The sequence below is a fragment of the Streptomyces sp. NPDC050422 genome (assembly GCF_044458665.1).
Taxonomy (GTDB): Bacteria; Actinomycetota; Actinomycetes; order Streptomycetales; family Streptomycetaceae; genus Streptomyces.
This window is the reverse complement of sequence record NZ_JBITIE010000040.1, coordinates 1-19,577: the sequence shown is the minus strand read 5'-3', so window position 1 is coordinate 19,577 and position 19,577 is coordinate 1. Positions and strand designations below refer to the sequence as shown.

General features: G+C 72.3%; 16 protein-coding genes and 1 pseudogene. 12 read left to right on the top strand and 5 right to left on the bottom strand.

The window, feature by feature from the left end; all coding sequences use genetic code 11:
- Positions 1-257 precede the first annotated feature (257 nt).
- From ACIBJG_RS37400 to ACIBJG_RS37390, 3 genes and pseudogenes are all read left to right on the top strand, one after another.
- Complete coding sequence (locus tag ACIBJG_RS37400; protein WP_148021271.1) at positions 258-728, top strand: Dps family protein; 471 nt, start codon at positions 258-260, stop codon at positions 726-728.
- A gap of 105 nt (positions 729-833) precedes the next feature.
- Entirely contained in the window at positions 834-1,028 is a 195-nt protein-coding gene (locus tag ACIBJG_RS37395; RefSeq protein WP_399314634.1) for a CsbD family protein, read from the top strand.
- A 299-nt stretch (positions 1,029-1,327) separates the two neighbouring features.
- Positions 1,328-1,582: pseudogene (locus ACIBJG_RS37390) on the top strand (hypothetical protein); the annotation flags it as partial.
- A 175-nt stretch (positions 1,583-1,757) separates the two neighbouring features.
- Here ACIBJG_RS37390 and ACIBJG_RS37385 read toward each other — a convergent pair.
- The 3 genes from ACIBJG_RS37385 to ACIBJG_RS37375 form a co-directional block, all read right to left on the bottom strand.
- On the bottom strand, positions 1,758-2,522 hold the full coding sequence (locus ACIBJG_RS37385; RefSeq protein WP_399314633.1) for an SDR family NAD(P)-dependent oxidoreductase: 765 nt from the start codon (positions 2,520-2,522) through the stop codon (positions 1,758-1,760).
- 145 nt (positions 2,523-2,667) lie between these two features.
- Positions 2,668-3,492, bottom strand: a complete 825-nt coding sequence (locus tag ACIBJG_RS37380) for a DNA-formamidopyrimidine glycosylase family protein (RefSeq protein WP_399314631.1) — start codon at positions 3,490-3,492, stop codon at positions 2,668-2,670.
- An 82-nt stretch (positions 3,493-3,574) separates the two neighbouring features.
- Positions 3,575-8,239, bottom strand: a complete 4,665-nt coding sequence (locus tag ACIBJG_RS37375) for a DEAD/DEAH box helicase (protein WP_399314629.1) — start codon at positions 8,237-8,239, stop codon at positions 3,575-3,577.
- A gap of 133 nt (positions 8,240-8,372) precedes the next feature.
- On the opposite strand from ACIBJG_RS37375, the gene ACIBJG_RS37370 reads away from it, so the two are divergent.
- From ACIBJG_RS37370 to ACIBJG_RS37360, 3 genes are read left to right on the top strand one after another with little or no spacing between them, the layout of a single operon-like run.
- Positions 8,373-9,236, top strand: coding sequence for an AraC family transcriptional regulator (locus ACIBJG_RS37370; protein ID WP_399314628.1), 864 nt, complete (start codon positions 8,373-8,375; stop codon positions 9,234-9,236).
- A gap of 10 nt (positions 9,237-9,246) precedes the next feature.
- A complete protein-coding gene (locus ACIBJG_RS37365; RefSeq protein ID WP_399314626.1) occupies positions 9,247-10,053 on the top strand; it encodes an AzlC family ABC transporter permease in 807 nt (268 codons plus the stop codon).
- Positions 10,050-10,355, top strand: coding sequence for an AzlD domain-containing protein (locus ACIBJG_RS37360; RefSeq protein ID WP_399314624.1), 306 nt, complete (start codon positions 10,050-10,052; stop codon positions 10,353-10,355). The genes ACIBJG_RS37365 and ACIBJG_RS37360 overlap by 4 nt, the downstream gene beginning before the upstream one ends.
- A gap of 37 nt (positions 10,356-10,392) precedes the next feature.
- Here the strand turns inward: ACIBJG_RS37360 and ACIBJG_RS37355 are convergent, their stop codons facing one another.
- Positions 10,393-11,307: a hypothetical protein gene (locus ACIBJG_RS37355; RefSeq protein ID WP_399314622.1), complete on the bottom strand. Its 915-nt coding sequence runs from the start codon at positions 11,305-11,307 to the stop codon at positions 10,393-10,395.
- Between the two features lie 79 nt (positions 11,308-11,386).
- Between ACIBJG_RS37355 and ACIBJG_RS37350 the strand changes: the two genes are divergently transcribed.
- The 4 genes from ACIBJG_RS37350 (at position 11,387) to recX (ending at position 15,130) form a co-directional block, all read left to right on the top strand.
- A complete protein-coding gene (locus tag ACIBJG_RS37350) occupies positions 11,387-11,581 on the top strand; it encodes a DUF3046 domain-containing protein (protein WP_359084854.1) in 195 nt (64 codons plus the stop codon).
- A 184-nt stretch (positions 11,582-11,765) separates the two neighbouring features.
- Entirely contained in the window at positions 11,766-12,935 is a 1,170-nt protein-coding gene (locus tag ACIBJG_RS37345) for an AI-2E family transporter (protein ID WP_399314648.1), read from the top strand.
- Positions 12,936-13,246: 311 nt separating this feature from the next.
- Positions 13,247-14,377: a recombinase RecA gene (gene recA, locus ACIBJG_RS37340; RefSeq protein WP_399314620.1), complete on the top strand. Its 1,131-nt coding sequence runs from the start codon at positions 13,247-13,249 to the stop codon at positions 14,375-14,377.
- 3 nt (positions 14,378-14,380) lie between these two features.
- Entirely contained in the window at positions 14,381-15,130 is a 750-nt protein-coding gene (gene recX, locus ACIBJG_RS37335; protein WP_399314618.1) for a recombination regulator RecX, read from the top strand.
- A gap of 116 nt (positions 15,131-15,246) precedes the next feature.
- Here the strand turns inward: recX and ACIBJG_RS37330 are convergent, their stop codons facing one another.
- Positions 15,247-15,888, bottom strand: a complete 642-nt coding sequence (locus tag ACIBJG_RS37330) for a hypothetical protein (RefSeq protein ID WP_399314616.1) — start codon at positions 15,886-15,888, stop codon at positions 15,247-15,249.
- A 326-nt stretch (positions 15,889-16,214) separates the two neighbouring features.
- On the opposite strand from ACIBJG_RS37330, the gene ACIBJG_RS37325 reads away from it, so the two are divergent.
- Positions 16,215-16,868, top strand: a complete 654-nt coding sequence (locus ACIBJG_RS37325) for an ArsR/SmtB family transcription factor (RefSeq protein WP_399314614.1) — start codon at positions 16,215-16,217, stop codon at positions 16,866-16,868.
- Positions 16,865-19,429, top strand: coding sequence for an FtsX-like permease family protein (locus tag ACIBJG_RS37320; protein ID WP_399314612.1), 2,565 nt, complete (start codon positions 16,865-16,867; stop codon positions 19,427-19,429). The genes ACIBJG_RS37325 and ACIBJG_RS37320 overlap by 4 nt, the downstream gene beginning before the upstream one ends.
- Positions 19,430-19,577: the final 148 nt, after the last annotated feature.

Here is a 19,577-nt window from a genome sequence, read left to right as displayed (position 1 = left end):
CCCGGTCCTCCCCTCAGGGGGCGGACCGGGGCTCCGGTGCGTCCACGGGCAACGGGCGGGGCGTGACCGGGACGGCCCATCGGCTTCATCGAGGTCGGGCGGGCGTCGGTGCGGGGTGTTGGCGGGCGTCCTGCGGGCAGGCGCATGGATGAGACCGGGGAACGATCCTTTCGAGCGCTTCCCCGGATGACCGTTTTGCTTCGTTTGTGCCATCGTGGTTGGTGCTGAACGGAACGGATACCAGATCGGAGACGTGCATGTCTGTGGTGAAGAGCCCGCTGTCCGAGACCGACCTCAAGTCCGTGGGTGAGGCCCTGCAAGGAGCCCTCGTGGACCTTGTCGACCTCTCCTTGGTGGCCAAGCAGGTCCACTGGAACGTGGTCGGGCCTCGTTTCCGGTCCGTGCACCTTCAGCTCGACGAGGTCGTCGACACCGCCCGCCAGCACTCCGACACCGTGGCCGAGCGAGCCTCCGCGGTCGGCGTCAATCCGGACGGGCGGTCGGGGACGATCGCCAGGACCACGGCCATCGACTCCGTGCCCGAGGGCTGGGTCAAGGACGTCGACGCCGTACGGACCCTGGTCGACGCCCTGGGCATCGTGATCGGCCGGATGCGCGAGCGGATCGAGGTGACGGGCGACCCCGACCCGGTCAGCCAGGACATCCTCATCGCGCTGACCGCAGACCTCGAGAAGCACGCCTGGATGTTCCAGGCGGAGAGCGCCTGACAGGGCACTGCGACCCACCCGGCAGGTTCTCCCACGCCGGGCCCCATTCCAACCGGCCTGCCCGGTAGCGGGCGGAGGCCGGACCGCAAGACGCGAGGAGTTGTGATGACCGACGAGAGCGCCAAGGACAAGGTCGCCGGCAAGGCCAAGGAAGCCATGGGCAAGATGACCGGCAACAAGCGCATGGAGTCCGAGGGCAAGACGGACCAGGCGAAGGGCAAGGCCAAGGGCGCCATGGGTGAGGCCCAGGAGCGCGCCGAGGGCCTCAAGGACTCCCTGGGCCGCGACGACAAGGACTGAACGGAAGTCGGCGGAGCCCCCACCGGAAGCGGTGGGGGCTCCCCTCTGGACAGAGCTGCCCCGGTGATGCGGCAGTCTGCGGGTTCCCTGCGGACTGCCTGCCGACTTCCTGCGGGCAGAAGGGGCAGACGACAGGCCGGTGACGGCGTGCGAGGGCGTGGTGTGCGCCGGTACTGCGCCGGTGCGCTCTCCCGGGGGTGATCGGGCAGGGCTAGGGTCTTCCGTTCGGATCAGGACGGGCCCCACGGGCCCGGCACGCTCCGAACGACAGGCCCAGGGTTCGGCCGAAGGAGGCAGCCATGGTGCGGCGATGGGTGCCGGCGCTCGTGCTCGGTGGCGTGTGGTGGTGGGCCGTACTGCGGCTCGTGCTGGAGCCGGCGCAGGCGGGGCCGGTCGAGGGGGCGGTCGCAGCGGGTGGCTGGGGGCTCAGCCTCCTGCCCGTGCATGTGGCCGAGACCGTCCGCCCGACCGGGATATTCGACGCGGGGACCGGTCTGCTGCGGCGGTGTGCGGAGGGTGTGCGTGAGGCGGGCCGGACCTGGCAGTCACTGATATCCGGCTCGTCGATGCCGGGCGCAGCGTCCGGTCCGTCGGTGCCGGGCGCCGTATCCGGCCCGTCGTGGCGCGGTCCCGGCCGGTCCTGGCGTGCTTGGGGCCTGTCCGGCCGGGCGAAGGGCCCGTTCTGGCGTACCGGTCGGCGGTCCTGGTCCATCGGCAGGGCGTGGCGCGCTACCAGGGCATGGCGACGCCGCCGTTCGGGCGGAGGATCTGGCCGGTCATGAAGGCGGACGCGTCCGAGGCCAGATGCAGCACCGTGTGCGCGACGTCATCGGGCTCACCGACCCTGCCCAGCGGAGAAATGCGCGCCATCGTGGTCTCGGCCCGGTTCTGCTGCTCCGCGTCGTGGCGGGCGGTCATGGGGGTGCGGATCCAGCCGGGGGCGACCACGTTGACCCGGATGCCGTGCGGTCCCAGCTCCGTGGCCAGGGTCTTGGTCAGCTGGACCACGGCGGCCTTCGCCGCGCTGTAGCAGAGCAGACCCGGGCTCGCGGAGTCGACCGCGCCCGAGGCCATCGTGATCAGGGAGCCGGGGGCGCTGCGCGCGACCATCGTGCGGGCCACTTCCTGGCAGGCGTACAGAACCCCCTTGAAGTTGACCGCGAGCACGCGGTCGAGGTCCTCGTCCCTGGTCTCCAGGACGCTGCTCGTATGCATGATTCCTGCGACGGCGGCCAGGACGTCCAGTTCGCCGGCGGTCGCGACGGCGGCCCGGATCTGGTTGCGGTCGGTGACATCGAGCGGATGGGTGTGGGCTTCGCCACCTGCGGCGGTGATCAGGCCGAGGGTCTCCAGAAGGCCCTTCTCGTCGAGATCGGCGCAGTGGACGGTGGCCCCCGCCTCCGCCAGCAGGACGGCTGAGGCGCGGCCGATGCCGCCGGCGGCGCCGGTGACGAACGCGGAGCGGCCGGTGAGGTCGTACGCGGCGAGAGGCATGACCGGACCGTACGACTGCTTCTGATGGGGCGTCAACTGTGGTGCGGTGAAGGGTTGCCGGCTAGGTCCTGTCTGGAGTTCCAGCGCGGGAGAAGGAGCGGCGGCACCGGACGCCGTGACGCCGCGGGGGAACTCCAGACAGGACCTAGGGAGTAGGGCCCGTCTGGCAGTGGGGGCACCAGTAGGTGGGACGGGCGTCCTGCTCCGCCGCGCGGATCGGTGTCCCGCAGCGCAGACAGGGGCGGTGGGTCCGGCCGTAGACCCAGAGCTTCTCGCTCGGGCGACGGGTACGGGGCGCCAGGGCGGCGCCGGCCCGGGGGTGGGCGCCGGTGGTGATGCGGACCGGACGGTCACGGTTGGCTTCCAGGAGCTGCTTGGCCGTGCTGACCAGGAGGACTGCCGTGGGTTCGGGCAGTCCTCCGACGGGGAGCCATGGGGTGGCTCGGGCCAGGAAGCAGAGCTCGCACTTGTAGATGTTGCCGATGCCGGCCAGGTTGCGTTGGTCCAGAAGGGCCTCGCCGAGAGAGCGGGCGGGGTCGGCCAGGAGATTGCGCAGCGCGGTGGCGGCGTCCCAGTCCGGGCCCAGCAGGTCCGGGCCCAGGTGACCGACGGCCTGGTCCTCGTCCCTCGTACGCAGGAGTTCGAGAACGGGGAGGCGGTAGCCGACAGCGGTGTGTGTGGTGTTGGCCAGGATGGCGCGGATCTGGTGGGAGGGGCCGCCCCGCCAGCGTTCGGCGGGGGCGTAGACGCGCCAGGCACCATCCATCCGCAGATGGCTGTGCAGGGTGAGACCGCCCTCGATGCGGGTCAGCAGATGCTTTCCGCGCGAGGACACGTCGACAACCGTCCGGCCGGTGAGATCGGCGGTGGCGAACCGTGGGACGCGCAGATCGGACCGGGTGAGGACCTGACCGGCCAGCGCGCTGTGCAGCCGCTTCGCGGTCTGCAGGACGGTGTCTCCTTCGGGCATACGTCCATGATGCGCGGTTGGCGGGTGCGGGCGGGCCGGCTTGCGGTCCGTGGGTGCGGTGGCCGTGGCGGCGGCCCCGGGCTCAGGCGCGCAGGCGCAGACCCCTGGGTGTGGCGAGGAAGCCTGCCGCCTCCAGAGTGCGGCCGAGAGGTGAGGTCAGCGACGAGGCGCCGTTGGTGCGCTCGACCGTGACCGTGCCGAGGGCCCCGGCGCGGGCCGCGGCTGCCAGGGCCGTCGCGGCCGCTCGGAGCGCCGGGTCGTCCGGATCGGTAGGCCAGGCCAGCAGAGTCTTGCCGCCGCGCTCCATGTACAGCGTCAGCTCGCCGTCCACGAGGACCACGAGGGAACCAGCCTTGCGGCCGGGTTTGTGTCCGGCCCCGGCCGGTGGCTCGGGCCACGGCAGGGCCGCGCCGTAGGCGTTGGCGGGGTCGGCCGCGGCGAGGACCAGGGCGCGGGGATCCGCGCCCGGTTCCGTACGGTCGCGGGCGGTGGAGGCCGCGCGGAGCCGGTCGACCGCACCGCCCATGGCGAACTGCGCCGCCCCCAGCCCCTCCACGACATAGCCGCGGCGCGCCTGCCCGTTGTCCTCGAAGGCGGACAGCACGCGGTACGCGGCGGAGAAGCCCCCCTCGACGCCCTCGGCCTGGACCGCGCCACGCGTCACCACACCGTGCCGGTCCAGCAGAGTACGGGCCAGGGCATGGGCCCGGTGCGTGGGTTCGGGTTCGGTGGGCGGCAACAGGGACCACCGGCCCGAGACCGTGGGCGGGCCGGTGCGCGAGACCGGGCGGGCCGAAGCCGTCAGCGAGCCGTAACGGCCTCGCGGAACGGCGCGTTTGGCGCGGTGCGCGGTCGATCCGGCCGTGCGTCCGGAGCCGAGGAGCGCACGCAGCGGGGCGAGGGTGTCGTTGGTGAGCCGGCCCGACCAGGCGAGGTCCCAGAGGGCTTCAGCGAGTTGCGGATCGGTGGAGTCCGGGTGCGTGGTGGCGCGGACCTGATCGGCGATCTGGCGGAAGAAGAGCCCGTATCCGCCTCTGAGCGCGGTCAGCACGGATTCGTGCAGTGCGCTGAGTTCGAGCGGACGTGGAGGAGGCAGGAGCAGGGGCGCGCTGTCGGCCGGATAGAGACAGAGCCAGCCGTCCTTGCCGGGCAGGGCACCCGCACCGGCCCACACGACCTCGCCAGTGGTGGTGAGTTCGTCCAGGAGGGCGGGGGAGTAGCCGCTGACACGGCTTGGCAGGATGAGCTTCTCCAGTGCCGAGGCGGGGACGGGTGCGCCCTGCAACTGCTCGACGGCGCGTGCCAGTCCGTCGATTCCGCGCAGGTTGTTGCCGTCGAGATGCTGCCACTGGGGGAGGAACCCCGCCAGTGCGGCGGGGGGTACCGGCTCCAGCTCGTGTCGGAGCGCGGCGAGCGAGCGGCGCCGCAGCCGCCGCAGGACCGTGGCATCGCACCACTCCTGGCCGATACCCGCGGGGTGGAACTCGCCCTGGACGATCCGGCCGGAGGCCGCGAGCCGTTGCAGCGCCCCGTCGGTGACGGCGGTCCCGAGGCCGAAGCGGGCGGCCGCTGCGGTGGAGGTGAACGGCCCGTGCGTACGGGCGTAGCGGGCGAGGAGGTCGCCCAACGGGTCCTTGACCGGTTCGGTGAACGCCTCGGGGACGCCGACCGGGAGCGCCGTGCCCAGGGCGTCGCGCAGCCGGCCCGCGTCCTCGATGGCCGCCCAGTGGTCGCTGCCGCCGATGCGGACCCGGATGGCCCGGCGGGCCGACCCCAGCTCCTGCGCCCACTGCGGTTCGGCGCCGCGCTCGGCCAGCTCCGGACCGGTGAGCGGGCCGAGGACGCGCAGCAGATCGGCGACCCCCTCGATGTCCCTGATCCGGCGGTCCTCGGTCAGCCACTGGAGCTCCTGCTCCAGCTCGGTCAGGACCTCTGCGTCGAGCAGTTCGCGCAGTTCCGCGCGGCCCAGCAGTTCGGCCAGGAGATGGGAGTCGAGCGAGAGGGCGGCGGCCCGTCGCTCGGCGAGCGGCGAATCGCCCTCGTACAGGAACTGCGCGACGTAGCCGAACAGCAGTGAGCGGGCGAACGGGGAGGGCTCCGGCGTGGTGACCTCGACCAGACGGATCCGCCGGGCCTCCAGGTCACCCATCACCTCGGTGAGCCCGGGGACGTCGAAGACGTCCTGGAGGCATTCGCGGACAGCTTCGAGAACGATGGGGAACGAGCCGAACTCGGAGGCGACCTGGAGCAACTGGGCGGCCCGCTGACGCTGCTGCCACAGCGGGGTGCGCTTGCCGGGGCTGCGCCGCGGCAGCAGCAGCGCACGGGCCGCGCACTCGCGGAACCGCGAGGCGAACAGGGCGGAACCGCCGACCTGTTCCGTCACGATCTGCGCGATCTCACCCTGGTCGAAGGCGACATCGGCGGCGCCGACCGGTGGCTGGTCGCTGTCGAGGGCAACGTTGGCCGGGGGGAGCGTCGCGCCGCCGGGATCCTGGGCCGTGTCCTGAACGGGGTCGAAGTCGAGGAGGTCCAGACCCATCATGTCCGCGTCCGGGAGCCTCAGCACGATGCCGTCGTCGGCATGCATGACCTGGGCGTCCATGCCGTACCGCTCGGCGAGTCGGGCACTGAGGGCGAGTGCCCACGGGGCGTGCACCTGGGCGCCGAAGGGGGAGTGCACGACGACGCGCCAGTCGCCCAGCTCGTCCCGGAAACGCTCGACGAGGATGGTCCGGTCGTCGGGCACATGGCCGCAGGCCCGGCGCTGCTCGTCGATGTACGACAGCACGTTGTCCACGGCCCACGTGTCCAGGCCCGCCGCCAGCAGCCGCTGCCGCGCGTCCTCGGGGGACAGTCCGCCGAGCTCGCGCAGGAAGGCGCCCAACGCACGCCCCAGCTCCAGCGGGCGGCCCAGCTGGTCGCCCTTCCAGAACGGCAGCCGTCCCGGAACGCCGGGCGCCGGCGAGACCAGGACCCGGTCGCGGGTGATGTCCTCGATCCGCCAGGACGTGGTGCCCAGCGTGAAGACGTCGCCGGTCCGGGACTCGTACACCATCTCCTCGTCCAGCTCACCGACCCGGCCGCCGCCCTTCTTGGGGTCGGATCCGACGAGGAAGACCCCGAAGAGGCCGCGGTCGGGGATGGTGCCCCCGGAGGTGACGGCGAGCCGCTGGGCGCCGGGCCGGCCCGTGACCGTACCTGCGACCCGGTCCCAGACGACGCGTGGACGCAGCTCGGCGAAGGCATCGGACGGGTAGCGGCCGGCCAGCATGTCGAGGACGGCCGTGAACGCCGATTCGGGCAGCGAGGCGAAGGGGGCGGCCCTGCGGGTCACCGCCAGCAGGTCGTCCGCCTGCCAGCTGTCCAGGGCGACCATTGCGACCAGTTGCTGGGCCAGCACGTCAAGTGGATTGGACGGCACCCGCAGGGCCTCGATGGAGCCTTCACGCATCCGTTCGGTGACCACCGCCGCCTGCACCAGATCGCCCCGGTACTTCGGGAAGACGACCCCGGTGGAGACCGCGCCCACCTGGTGCCCGGCCCGGCCCACCCGCTGCAGGCCGGAAGCGACCGACGGCGGCGACTCCACCTGGATCACCAGATCGACCGCCCCCATGTCGATGCCGAGCTCCAGGCTGGAGGTGGCGACCACCGCGGGCAGGCGGCCCGCCTTGAGGTCCTCCTCCACCTGGGCGCGCTGCTCCTTGGAGACCGACCCGTGGTGGGCCCGGGCGAGGAGCGGGGGCGCGCCCTTCGCCGCACCGGACTCCGCCATGATCTCGGCGGGGGAGTGGGCCTCGGGCAAGGTCTCGCCGGTGGCCCGCTCGTACGCGATCTCGTTGAGCCGGTTGCAGAGCCGCTCGGCGAGACGGCGGGAGTTGGCGAAGACGATCGTGGAACGGTGCGCCTGGACGAGGTCGACGATCCGCTCCTCCACATGGGGCCAGATCGACGGCTTGTCCGCCTGCCCGGAGTCCGCGTCGGTGGCGGGGGAGCCGCCGAGCTCACCCAGATCCTCCACCGGTACGACCACCGACAGATCGAACTGCTTGGTGGACGGCGGCTGGACGATCTCCACCTTCCGCTGGGGCGAGAGGAAACGCGCGACCTCGTCGACCGGGCGGACCGTGGCCGACAGACCGATCCGCCGGGCCGGACGGGGCAGCAACTCGTCCAGGCGCTCCAGCGACACGGCGAGATGGGCGCCGCGCTTGGTGCCCGCGACCGCGTGCACCTCGTCGAGAATCACCGTTTCGATTCCGGCCAGCGCCTCGCGCGCCGAGGACGTCAGCATCAGGAAGAGCGACTCGGGCGTGGTGATCAGGATGTCCGGCGGCCGCGTCGCCATCGAGCGGCGCTCGGCGGGCGGGGTGTCGCCGGAGCGGATCCCCACGCGCACCTCGGGCTCGGGCAGTCCCAGCCGCACCGACTCCTGGCGGATGCCGGTCAGCGGCGAGCGGAGATTGCGCTCCACGTCGACAGCGAGGGCCTTGAGCGGCGACACGTACAGCACACGGCAGCGCTTCTTCGCCTCGGCGGGCGGCGGAACGGCAGTCAGCTGGTCCAGGGCGGCGAGGAAGGCGGCCAGGGTCTTGCCCGACCCCGTCGGCGCGACGACCAGGACGTCCGACCCCTCACCGATCGCCCGCCAGGCACCTTCCTGCGCGGCCGTGGGCGCGCGGAAGGCCCCCGTGAACCAGCTGCGGGTCGCGGGGGAGAACGCATCGAGTGCGGAGCCGGTCATGTTCCCCATCGTGCACCCCGCCACTGACAACGGCCCCGGAAACGGGCCGGCCAGGGCCTGAGCGCCGTCCGGGAGCGGAATGCCGGCCACCGCGCCGAAGGCCCCGCAACCCGCGGGCTGCGAGAATTCGGGCATGGCAGGAGCCGCGGGACCGGCGGAGTGGGCGAGGCACTGGCAGTACGCGGAGCTGCCCGGCCTCGACCTGCTGCGGGCCCGCTACATCCGCCACACCTTCCCGCGCCACAGCCACGAGGGCTATGTGTTCGGCGCCGTCACCCAGGGCGTCGAAGACGTCGAGCTGCCCGGCGGCACCGTCCATGCGGGACCGGGCTCCGTCGTCATGATCAACCCGGAGGTGCCGCACACAGCCAGGGCCGGTGTCCCCGAGGGATGGGTGTACGCCACGCTCTACCCGTCCTCCCAGGCGGTCAACGACATCGCGGCCGACATGACGAACCTGCGCGGCACCGTCGGTTTCACGGAGACCGACGTGGCCGATCCGTACGCGGCGCGGCTCATCGGCGAGGTCCACCGGGCAGCGGAGGAGGGCAACGCCCTGGCGGCGGACAGCGTGCTGCGGGTCCTGGTCACGCGCCTGCTCACCCGGCACGGCAGCGCCCTGCCCGCTTCGGCGCCCCGGGCGGCGGGCGCGAGGGACGCGGCGCGTGCCCGTGCCGTACTGGAGAGCAGGATGACCGAGCCGCCCACCCTGGAGGCGCTGGCCACCGAACTCGGCACGAGTCCGTTCGCCCTGCTCCGGGCCTTCAAGAAGCAGTACGGGATGCCGCCGCACACCTGGCTCACCGACGCCCGGGTCCGGCGGGCGCGACGGATGCTCGACGCGGGCACCGCTCCCGCCGCGGCCGCCGCTGCGGTCGGCTTCACCGATCAGCCGCATCTCAACCGTCATTTCACCCGGATCGTGGGGGTGCCACCCGGTGCCTACCAGCGCGAACGCGCAAGAACGTACAAGACCGGTCCCGACCTGCCCCGGTAGCGTCCCGGGCGTGGCAGAACAGACAGCACCCCCTCAGAGCGCGGCCGGACCGCCCGACGGTCCTGCGACCACCGCCGGGGCCAAGCCGGACGCGGCCGTCGTACGTGACGCGCTCGGCGTCGGTATAGCCGTCGGCCTGTCCGGCTTCGCCTTCGGCGTCACCTCGGCCGGCTCCGGACTGAGTCTGTTGCAGACCTGCGCGCTCAGCCTCCTCGTCTTCACCGGCGCCTCCCAGTTCGCCCTGGTGGGCGCCCTGGCCGCCGGCGGGAACCCCTACACCGCGGCGGCCGGTGCCTTCTTCCTCGGTGTACGCAACTCCTTCTACGGGCTGCGGCTGTCGCAGCTCCTCGCGCTTCCGCGTGCCGTGCGCCCCCTCGCCGCCCAGTGGGTCATCGACGAGACGACCGCCGTGACCTTGCCCCAGCCCACCCGGCGCGCCGCCCGTATCGGTTTCACCGTCACCGGGCTCACGCTCTACGTGCTGTGGAACCTCACCACGCTGGCCGGCGCTCTGGGTGCCGAGGCGCTCGGCGACACCGCCGCCTGGGGGCTGGACGCGGCAGGCCCTGCCGTCTTCCTGGCCCTGCTCGCCCCGATGCTGAAGAGCACGACGGAGCGGGTCACCGCCGCGCTCGCCGTTCTGCTCGCTCTCGGACTGCTGCCCGTGCTGCCCGCGGGGGTGCCCGTACTGCTGTCCGCGCTCGCGGCGCCCGTCGTCCTCTTCCTGACCGGACGCGGCAAGGACACCGCGCCGAGCCCGGACGAACCCCGCGATGCCGGGAAACCGCGCTCCACCACGCCAAAGGACGGCCGATGAACGTCTGGATCGCCATCGCGCTGACCGCCGTCGGCTGCTACCTCGCCAAGCTCCTCGGCCTCCTGGTGCCTGCCGGAGCCCTGGAACGTCCCCTCGTGCAGCGTCTCGCCGCCCTTCTGCCGGTGGCCCTGTTGGCCGCCCTCACCGCGCAGCAGGCCTTCGGGGACGGGCAGCAGCTGGTGCTCGACGCCAGGGGCGCGGGCCTTGCCGCGGCTGCCGTCGCCCTCGTTCTGCGCGCGCCCTTCCTCGTCGTCGTGGGGGTGGCCGTGGCCGTCACCGCCGGAGTGCGCGCGCTCGGCTAGCCGGCGCGTACAGGTCCCCGCGCGGCCGCGGCCGCGGTCAGCCCAGGCCGCGACCGTACGCCCGCAGCGTCTGCAGGGCACGGAGCGTGACCAGGGGGCGCCCCTCCAGAGCGGTTCCCGGGGCCCACTGCCGCCAGGACACCGGCCAGCCGCCGTCGGCCTGCTGCCCGGCTGCCAGGTGGTCCAGCGCGCGATCCATCTCCGTGTCGGTGAACCACCGGCGGGCGAGCGATTCGGGTGCGCGGGCGTAGTCGTACGGAAAGTGCTGCTCGCCCGGCTCGTACCCCGGCGCCACCGGGTACTCCGCGCGCCGTTCCGGAGTCAGGACGGCGAGCCTCTGTTCGCGCACCAGACGTCCGAGCCGGTCGGCCGCGGCCTCGGCCCGCGGCCGGTCCGGCGCACCGTCGAGGAAGGCGACAGCGGCTTCGATCTCGTAGGGATGCGACACCTCCAGGGCGTCGACGGCCGCCCAGCAGAAGTCCGTGGCCCGGAACAGCCAGGCGTGCCACACGGAGTTGCGGTGGAGCAGCCCGACGACGGGACCGGTGACCAGCAGCTCGGCCGGTGGCTGGTCGACGATCGGGATGAACGGTGCGGCCGGGTAGCCGCGTTGCGAGGGAAGCAGAGCGGGTAAGGCCCCCTCCTTGGTGGACACGTCGGTCAGGAAGCGACAGATCCGCTCCACCCGCAGCCCGCCGCAGCGGTCGATGGAGTCGAGGACGCTCAGCGCGTGTGCCGTGTGCAGCGGCTGACTGACGGGGCCTCGCAGATCGGGTTCGAGCGCGTGACCGTACCCGCCGTCCTCGTTGAGGAAGGCGGCGAGTGCCGTCTCCACGGCATCCGCGCTTCCCTTCAGGAAGTGGTGGGCGAACCGCCGCTGTTCGAGGACACGGGCGGTGAGCCAGATGAACTGCTCGGCACGGTTGAGTGGACTTGTTCCGGTTCCAGCCATGCACCGACCGTAGGACGGCAATCGCTCCCGGTGAGGCCGGGCGGCCAGGCTGCACTCTCAGGAGCGGGATACTGGTGGCATGCGGTTGACGATTTTCTGGGAACGGATGGCGGACCACTTCGGCGCGGGGTACGCAGATTCCTTCGCGCGCGACCATGTGATGGCGGAACTCGGCGGGCGCACCGTGTGCCAGGCCCTGGACGCCGGGTGGGAGGCCAAGGACGTCTGGCGCGGGGTCTGCACGGCCGTCGGCATCCCTGCGGACAAGCGCTGACGCGCAGCTCGACGCGGTGCGGCGGGCGGGCCGTGCCCGGGGTGCGCGACCGGTTGTCCGAGCGGTAGGCGAGACTTGCTCCGTGGCACCGACAGACGAGACCGCCCCGACCCAGCCGCCCCTCGACCCGCCCGTCCCGCCGGCCGCGCCACCGCCCCCGCCGTCCGGCACCGGGCGCGCCCGCATGCCCCGCTGGCTGCCGCGCGCCATGGTCCTGGCACTGGCGCTCTACGCCTGCTTCCGCCTCGGCAGCTGGGCCTTCGACCAGCTCATCGGCCTGTTGATCAATGTGCTGATCGCCTTCTTCCTGGCGCTCGCGATCGAGCCCGCGGTGAGCCGGATGTCGGCCCGCGGCATACGCCGGGGCTTCGCCACCTTCCTGGTCTTCCTCGGCGTGCTGATCGCCGGCGCCGGATTCGTCGTGCTGCTCGGTTCGATGCTCGCGGGTCAGATCGTCGACATGGTGGAGGACTTCCCGAAGTACCTCGACTCGGTGATCAACTGGGTCAACCAGACCTTCCACACGGAGCTCTCCCGCGTCGAGGTGCAGGACAGCCTGCTGCACTCCGACTGGTTGCAGAAGTACGTCCAGAACAGCGCGACCGGCGTGCTCGACGTGTCCACCACGGTCCTCGGCGGCCTGTTCCGGCTGCTGACGATCTTCCTGTTCTCGTTCTACTTCGCGGCCGACGGTCCTCGGCTGCGCCGCGCGCTGTGCTCCGTCCTCCCTCCCACGCGCCAGGCCGAGGTGCTGCGGGCCTGGGAGATCGCGGTCGACAAGACGGGCGGATACATCTACTCGCGCGGTCTGATGGCTCTCATCTCCGGGATCGCGCACTACATCCTGCTGCTGGCCCTCGGAGTGCCGTACGCACCGGTCCTCGCGGTCTGGGTGGGACTCGTATCGCAGTTCATCCCCACGATCGGTACGTATCTGGCGGGTGCCCTGCCGATGCTGATCGCGTTCACCGTCGACCCCTGGTACGCGCTGTGGGTCCTCGGATTCGTCGTGGTGTACCAGCAGTTCGAGAACTACATGCTGCAGCCCAAGCTGACCTCGAAGACCGTCGACATCCACCCGGCGGTCGCCTTCGGCTCGGTCATCGCCGGTACGGCCCTGATGGGCGCCGTCGGCGCGCTGATCGCCATCCCGGCCGTCGCCACGCTGCAGGCCTTCCTCGGCGCCTACGTGAAGCGCTACGACGTCACGGACGACCCCCGGGTGCATGGACGCCATCAGTGGCGGCGCGGCGAACCGGTCTCCGTGCGGCTGCGCCGGCTCTGGCACGCCCCCGAGGCCGAGGGCGGCCCTGGGGAGGGCGAGGAGCCACAGGGCCCGCAGCCGCGCTCCTGAGGGGCGGGGCCGGGGGCGGGTCTCCCTCGCCCGTATTGCCCCTTTGTCGTCGATACCGGGCGCCGTGTCGCGTATGCGAACTTGCGGCGTAAATGCCTGGCTCCCGGGCGCTATCCTGAGGGCGAGTCGGTGCGGCGTGGTGCGCTTGACACCAAAATCGAACATCCATTCTCATGGGATTCCGGCCGGGTTTTCCCGGGCTCGACCGTGGAGTTGTCCACAGGCCGGGAGGACGTCGAGGCCCATTGTCAGTGGCAGGGGTTAGCGTCTTTGACGTGAAGCGATCGACTCAAGCAAATCGGGTGGAACCCATGGCAGGAAACGACCGCGAGAAGGCGCTGGACGCCGCACTCGCACAGATTGAACGGCAATTCGGCAAGGGTGCGGTGATGCGCCTCGGTGAGCGGCCGAACGAGCCCATCGAAGTGATCCCCACCGGCTCGACGGCGCTCGACGTCGCGCTCGGCGTCGGCGGCCTGCCGCGCGGCCGTGTGGTGGAGGTGTACGGACCGGAGTCCTCCGGCAAGACGACGCTGACGCTGCACGCGGTGGCGAACGCGCAGAAGCTCGGCGGCACGGTGGCCTTCATCGACGCGGAGCACGCCCTGGACCCGGAGTACGCGAAGCGGCTCGGGGTCGACATCGACAACCTCATCCTGTCCCAGCCGGACAACGGTGAGCAGGCCCTCGAGATCGTGGACATGCTGATCCGCTCGGGCGCCCTCGACCTGATCGTCATCGACTCCGTCGCGGCCTTGGTGCCTCGTGCGGAGATCGAGGGCGAGATGGGCGACTCGCACGTCGGTCTGCAGGCCCGGCTGATGAGCCAGGCGCTCCGGAAGATCACCAGCGCGCTCAACCAGTCCAAGACCACCGCGATCTTCATCAACCAGCTCCGCGAGAAGATCGGTGTGATGTTCGGCTCGCCGGAGACCACCACGGGTGGTCGCGCGCTGAAGTTCTACGCCTCGGTGCGCCTCGACATCCGACGGATCGAGACGCTCAAGGACGGCACCGACGCGGTCGGCAACCGCACCCGCGTCAAGGTCGTCAAGAACAAGGTCGCGCCGCCCTTCAAGCAGGCCGAGTTCGACATCCTCTACGGCCACGGGATCAGCCGCGAGGGCGGTCTGATCGACATGGGCGTGGACAACGGCTTCGTGCGCAAGGCCGGTGCCTGGTACACGTACGAGGGCGACCAGCTCGGCCAGGGCAAGGAGAACGCCCGCAACTTCCTCAAGGACAACCCCGATCTCGCCAACGAGATCGAGAGGAAGATCCTGGAGAAGCTGGGCGTCGGAGTCCGGCCCGAGACCGAGACCGCCGCCGAACCCGGTGCGGACGCTGCAGGCGCGGCGGCTCCGGCCGACGGCGCAGCGAAGGCGGTGCCCGCTCCGGCCGGCAAGGCGAAGCCGGCCAAGACGGCGGCGGCCAAGAGCTAGACCGTGACGCGTCGTACGGAGTGGCCGGGCAGCGCCGCCGAATCCGGCGCGGGCCCCGGCCCCGAATCCGCCGCCGGACACACCACCGGATCCGATGGCGAATCCGACCTCTTCCACGAGCCGGCCAGGGGAGCCGGCCATGGCAGAGGTGCGGGTTCGGGTGCTGGATTCGGCGAGGGAGCCGGGCGCCGTTCCCGCTCCCGTTCCCAGGGCAGCGGCTCCCCTTCCTCGTCGAGGGCCGAGAAGGGGGAGCCGCGAGACCCGGTCGAGCAGGCGCGCAACATCTGCCTGCGTCTGCTCACCGGTACGCCACGCACCCGCAAGCAGCTCGCGGACGCCCTGCGCAAGCGGGAGATCCCGGACGAGGCGGCCGAAGAGGTGCTGTCGCGCTTCGTGGACGTCGGGCTGATCGACGACGCCGCGTTCGCCGATGCGTGGGTGGAATCCCGGCATCACGGCCGCGGTCTGGCCCGCCGGGCGCTCGTCCGTGAGCTGCGGACCAAGGGCGTGGACGCCGCGGTGATCGACGAGGCTGTCGGTCAGCTCGACTCCGAGCAGGAGGAGGAGACGGCGCGCGAGCTCGTCGCGCGCAAGCTCCGGTCCACCCGGGGCCTGGAGCGCGACAAACGGCTTCGCCGCCTTGCGGGCATGCTCGCCCGCAAGGGGTACGGGGAGGGAATGGCCCTGCGCGTGGTGCGCCGGGCCCTGGAGGAGGAGGGCGAGGACACGGAGGGGCTGGACGAGCCCTTCTGAGCGTTGCCGTCGGCTGTCGCTCATCCGGGCGGGCCCCGTCGAGACCTTCGGCGTGTCCGGCCGTGAGGCCGTCTGTTGCCCAACCACCTGCCGCCCGACTGCCTACCGTCCGGCCGTTACTGGCCGGCGCGGGCCGCACGGCTGATGGTGGCGTCGATCAGGGCGAGGGCGTCCGTGGCGGTGCGCCCCGGGTAGCGGTTCCACGGCCCGATCAGTCCGGTCCAGCCCTGGGAGCGGAGCTCGGAGATCAGCCAGGCGCCGGCCCGGTCGACGGTGTGCACCGATCCGTAGCCCAGGCGGTGCGCCGTGAGCATGGCGCCACAGATGCAGCGGGCGCCTCGGGCGTTGCGGAGCCGGTAGGGGGTGTTCTGCCAGCCCCACTCGGTCAGGATCTGCCGGGCGTGGGCGAGGTGGACGGAGGGCTGCACCTCCGGCTGTCCGATGCGCCGCCAGGCGTGGAGCCGGTCGGGCAACACCGCACCGAGTCGCCCGGGAAGCGGACGCTCGCGTGGCATGGGCGCGGGCAGTGCCCGCACCGTGTCGGCGATGAGCTGATCCACCGGCACCGACAGCAGGTCGCGCCAGTCGCCCGACGGGGCCGGACGGTCCTGCGCGACACCGGCTGAAGCGGGGCTCGCGGGCTCGGGGACGGCGAGATCCCAGCCCGTGACGATCTGCTGCCAGGCCTCCGTGTCGTGGAGGCGAGCGGCCTGGACGTCGAGTTCGTCGGGCGTGAGGGCGGTGGCGGTGGTCGGCATGAGTGCGGGCTCCCCGTCGTAGCGGCGGTGGCGAAGCTGTGCCGGAGCGGCGTGATGGTGATGCCGCGGCGGTCCTCGCCGTTGAGGCGAATGTCCGTCCGGTCCGCGGTTCGCTCCACCGGAGCAAGGCCATACGGGTGTGTCGCAACGGATTTCGGGGGATCGGGCGCTTCCCGCATGGGGTGCAGAGGGGTGAGTCCCGTATGGGCTGCGTCCCGCGCGGGGTGAGTCCTGCTCGGGCTGTGCCCCCACGGGGGTAAGCCCCCTATGAAGACGCCGGAACGCTCCAGTGCACAGATATCTGTGCACAGAGCAGTGTGTGACGCATGCCAGAGAAGCCCGGCGGTACCGAGATCACGGAGCTGGCCGCCCTCAAGGCCCTTGCCCAGCCCCGACGCCAGCAGATCCTTCAGCACCTCACCCTGCACGGCCCGGCGACATCGGCGATCCTCGCCCGCGCCCTGGGACTGAACACCGGCGCCACCAGCTACCACCTGCGCGAACTGGCCCGGTACGGCTTCGTCGCCGACACCGTGCCGCAGGAGCCGGGTGGGCGCCGGGCGCGATGGTGGCGGGCCGTGCCCGGGGACCGCCGGTTTCCGCTGCCGTCCCGCCGGACACCCGGGATGCGGGTCGTCATGGACGAGCTGAACCGTCACGCGTACGCCGCCGACCTCGCACTCTTCGAGCGGCTCCAGCGCGAGAGCGGGGCTGCGGTGGACGGCGGCGACGCGGACGAATGGGCTGACGCGCACGCGTACTCGCGTGGCTCCCTGCGGCTCACGCTCCCCGAGCTCCAGGAGTTCTTCGAGCAGTACATCGCCCTCATGAACCGCTACAAGCGCCCGGACGCCGAGACCCCGCCCGGCGCCCGCACGGTCCACACCCGGCTGCTGGCCTTCCCGGGGCCGGACGAAGAGGCCCATGAACCCCATGGCGCCCGCACGGACGACAACAGAACAGAGACGGACGCGTCATGATGCTGCGCTACGCCCTGCGTACGATCCGCGACCGCAAAGCAGGATTCCTCGGCGCGCTGCTGGCCCTCATGTGCGCCGCCGCCCTCGTCACCGCCTGCGGCACCCTTCTGGAGACCGGCCTGCGCGGGCGGATCGCCACCGAGCGCTACGCCGCGACCCCGCTCGTCGTCTCCGCCGACCAGAACGTCCACCGGACCACCGTGAAGCACAAGGGCAACGGGAAGACGAAGGCCAAGCACAAGGCCAAGCCGGTCGCCGAGCGGGCCTGGCTCCCCGCCACCACTGCCGACCGGCTTCGGACCCTGGAGGGTGTGCGCGCGGTCGTCCCCGAACTGACCTTCCTTGCCGAGCCGTTGCCCGGCCCGGCCCGGCCCGGCCACGCGGGCGGCGGCGACACACCCTCGTACGGACACTCCTGGGAATCCGCCCCGCTCACCCCGTTCACCCTCACCGCGGGCAGCGCCCCCGCCTCGGCCGGTGATGTGGTGATCGACCGGGGACTTGCCGCACGGGCCGGCCTGACCACCGGGGACCGGCTCACCGTGCAGTCCACGCAGGCTCCTCGCACCTACCGTGTCAGCGGCATCGCCGCTCCGCGAGGACACGGCGAACTCCGGCAACAGACCTCGCTGTTCTTCTCCGCAGCGGAAGCCGAACGCCTCGCCGCCCGCCCCGGCCAGGTCTCCGCCCTGGGCGTACTGCCAGCGGCAGGTACGGACACCGATCGGCTGGAGCGGCAGGTCGCGCAAGCCCTCGACGGCACCACCGCCCAGGTCTCGACGGGGGACGAACGCGGCCCGGTCGAGTTCCTGGATGCCGCGGGTGCGCGGGTCAAACTGGTCTCCATGGGCGGCGCCATGGGCGGAACGTCGCTGCTGGTCGCGGTACTCGTGGTCGTCGGGACCTTCGCGCTCTCCATCCAGCAACGCCACCGCGAGCTGGCGCTGCTGCGTACGGTCGCCGCCACGTCACGGCAGATCCGTCGCCTGCTCGGCCGTGAGGCGCTGGTGGTAGGTGCTGTCGCCGGGGTCCTGGGCGCCCTGGCCGGGCTGCCGCTGGCCGACTGGCTGCACAGTCGATTCATCGACATGGGCGTGGTCCCGGCGACGCTGGAGCGGACAGCCGGGATCCTTCCCGCCTGCGCCGCCCTCGCGGTGACTCTCCTGGGCGCCTGGGCCGCCGCCCGCATCTCCGGCCGTCGTATCGCCCGACTCCGCCCGGCCGAGGCCATGGCCGAGTCCGCGGTCGAGCGCCGCCGCCCGGCCCGGGGCCGTATCGCCGCCGGCCTGCTCCTGCTCGTCGGGGGCGGGGTCCTCGTCGCCGTACTGAGCATCCTGCACACCGAGGCCGCCTCGACTCCGGTCACCTTCCTGGCCGTGGTGGTACTGGCCACGGCGGTGTCGCTGCTCGGTCCGCTCCTGGTCCGGGCGGCCGCGTTCCTGCTGGCAGGAGTGCTCCGGGCGGCCGGGCACGTCGGCATCCTGGCCACGGCGAACATCCGTGGGAACTCCACCCGGATGGCCTCCGTCGTCACCCCGCTCACCCTGCTCATCGGCATGACCTGCACGGTCCTCTTCGCCCAGCCGACCCTCGGCGACGCCGCCCTGGCCCAGGCCCGTGAGGGCACCCGCGCCACCTGGGTGCTGAGCGCGCACGGGCCCGGTGTTCCGTCGCAAGCCGCCGAGGCCGTGCGTGCGACGGCCGGAGTCACCGCCGCCACGGAGGTGGTCCGTACCACGGTCCGGGTCGGGCTCGCCAAGTACCAGGCCCAGGGAGTCACCACGGCAGGTCTCGCCCGCACCTGGGACCCCGACGTGACGCGCGGTTCGATCGCCGCGTTCACCGCCGGCACCCACTCCGCCGCCATCAGCGAACTGGCCGCCGACCGGCTCGGGCTGGGCCCCGGCAGCGAACTGGACCTGCACCTGGGCGACGGCACCCCCGCCACCCTCACGGTCGCGGCCGTCTACCGCCGCGGGCTGGGCTTCGGCGACCTGACACTGCCTCACGACCTGCTCGCCCGGCACATGGACAATCCCTTCGCGGCGACCGTCCTGGTCGCAGGGGACGCGAGCCGCAGCGAACTGACGGCCGCCCTGGGTAAGTTCCCCGGCGTCGCGGTCGTCGCCCCCGCGACCGCCGACCGGCTCCAGGCGGACCGGCAGCAGGAGAACGCCGAGGTCAACCTGCTCGCCATGGGCCTGGTCCTGGCCTTCACCGCCATCGCTGTCGTCAACACGCTCGCCATGTCGGTCTCCGAGCGGCTCAAGGAGTTCGCGCTCCTGAGGCTGGCCGGGGCGACGCGGCGCCAGGTGCGGCGGATGCTCCGCATCGAGACCCTGTCGGTCCTCGCCGTCGCCACCGCCCTCGGCACCGGCATCGCGCTCGCCGTACTGACGGCCTTCAGCGTCGGCATGACCGGCCGCGCGGCGCCCACCGTGGTGCCGCTGACTTACGCGACCGTGGTGGGCGCCGCCGCCCTGCTCGCCCTGGTCGCGACGGCGTTGCCCGGCAGGCTGGCCCTGAGGGCCCGCCCCGTGGAGGCCGTCACCAGCCGGTGACGGACGACCCCGTGCCGGCGGGGGGGCCCGGGCCCCCCCCCCCCGGGGCCCCCCCCCCCCCCCGGCGGGGGGGCCGCCCGGGGGGGGGGGGGCCCGGGGCAACCCCCGGCGGGGGAGGGGCGCGGCGGCGGGGGGCGCCGCGGACCCC

What these genes read in the sequence shown, in the direction of transcription:
- ACIBJG_RS37330 (WP_399314616.1), bottom strand. Translation starts at nt 15,888, where the DNA reads ATGCCGACCACCGCCACCGCCCTCACGCCCGACGAACTCGACGTCCAG.
- ACIBJG_RS37355 (WP_399314622.1), bottom strand. Translation starts at nt 11,307, where the DNA reads ATGGCTGGAACCGGAACAAGTCCACTCAACCGTGCCGAGCAGTTCATC.
- recA (WP_399314620.1), top strand. Translation starts at nt 13,247, where the DNA reads ATGGCAGGAAACGACCGCGAGAAGGCGCTGGACGCCGCACTCGCACAG.
- ACIBJG_RS37375 (WP_399314629.1), bottom strand. Translation starts at nt 8,239, where the DNA reads ATGACCGGCTCCGCACTCGATGCGTTCTCCCCCGCGACCCGCAGCTGG.
- ACIBJG_RS37395 (WP_399314634.1), top strand. Translation starts at nt 834, where the DNA reads ATGACCGACGAGAGCGCCAAGGACAAGGTCGCCGGCAAGGCCAAGGAA.
- ACIBJG_RS37380 (WP_399314631.1), bottom strand. Translation starts at nt 3,492, where the DNA reads ATGCCCGAAGGAGACACCGTCCTGCAGACCGCGAAGCGGCTGCACAGC.
- ACIBJG_RS37325 (WP_399314614.1), top strand. Translation starts at nt 16,215, where the DNA reads ATGCCAGAGAAGCCCGGCGGTACCGAGATCACGGAGCTGGCCGCCCTC.
- ACIBJG_RS37360 (WP_399314624.1), top strand. Translation starts at nt 10,050, where the DNA reads ATGAACGTCTGGATCGCCATCGCGCTGACCGCCGTCGGCTGCTACCTC.
- ACIBJG_RS37345 (WP_399314648.1), top strand. Translation starts at nt 11,766, where the DNA reads ATGCCCCGCTGGCTGCCGCGCGCCATGGTCCTGGCACTGGCGCTCTAC.
- ACIBJG_RS37370 (WP_399314628.1), top strand. Translation starts at nt 8,373, where the DNA reads ATGGCAGGAGCCGCGGGACCGGCGGAGTGGGCGAGGCACTGGCAGTAC.
- ACIBJG_RS37320 (WP_399314612.1), top strand. Translation starts at nt 16,865, where the DNA reads ATGATGCTGCGCTACGCCCTGCGTACGATCCGCGACCGCAAAGCAGGA.
- ACIBJG_RS37400 (WP_148021271.1), top strand. Translation starts at nt 258, where the DNA reads ATGTCTGTGGTGAAGAGCCCGCTGTCCGAGACCGACCTCAAGTCCGTG.
- ACIBJG_RS37350 (WP_359084854.1), top strand. Translation starts at nt 11,387, where the DNA reads ATGCGGTTGACGATTTTCTGGGAACGGATGGCGGACCACTTCGGCGCG.
- ACIBJG_RS37385 (WP_399314633.1), bottom strand. Translation starts at nt 2,522, where the DNA reads ATGCCTCTCGCCGCGTACGACCTCACCGGCCGCTCCGCGTTCGTCACC.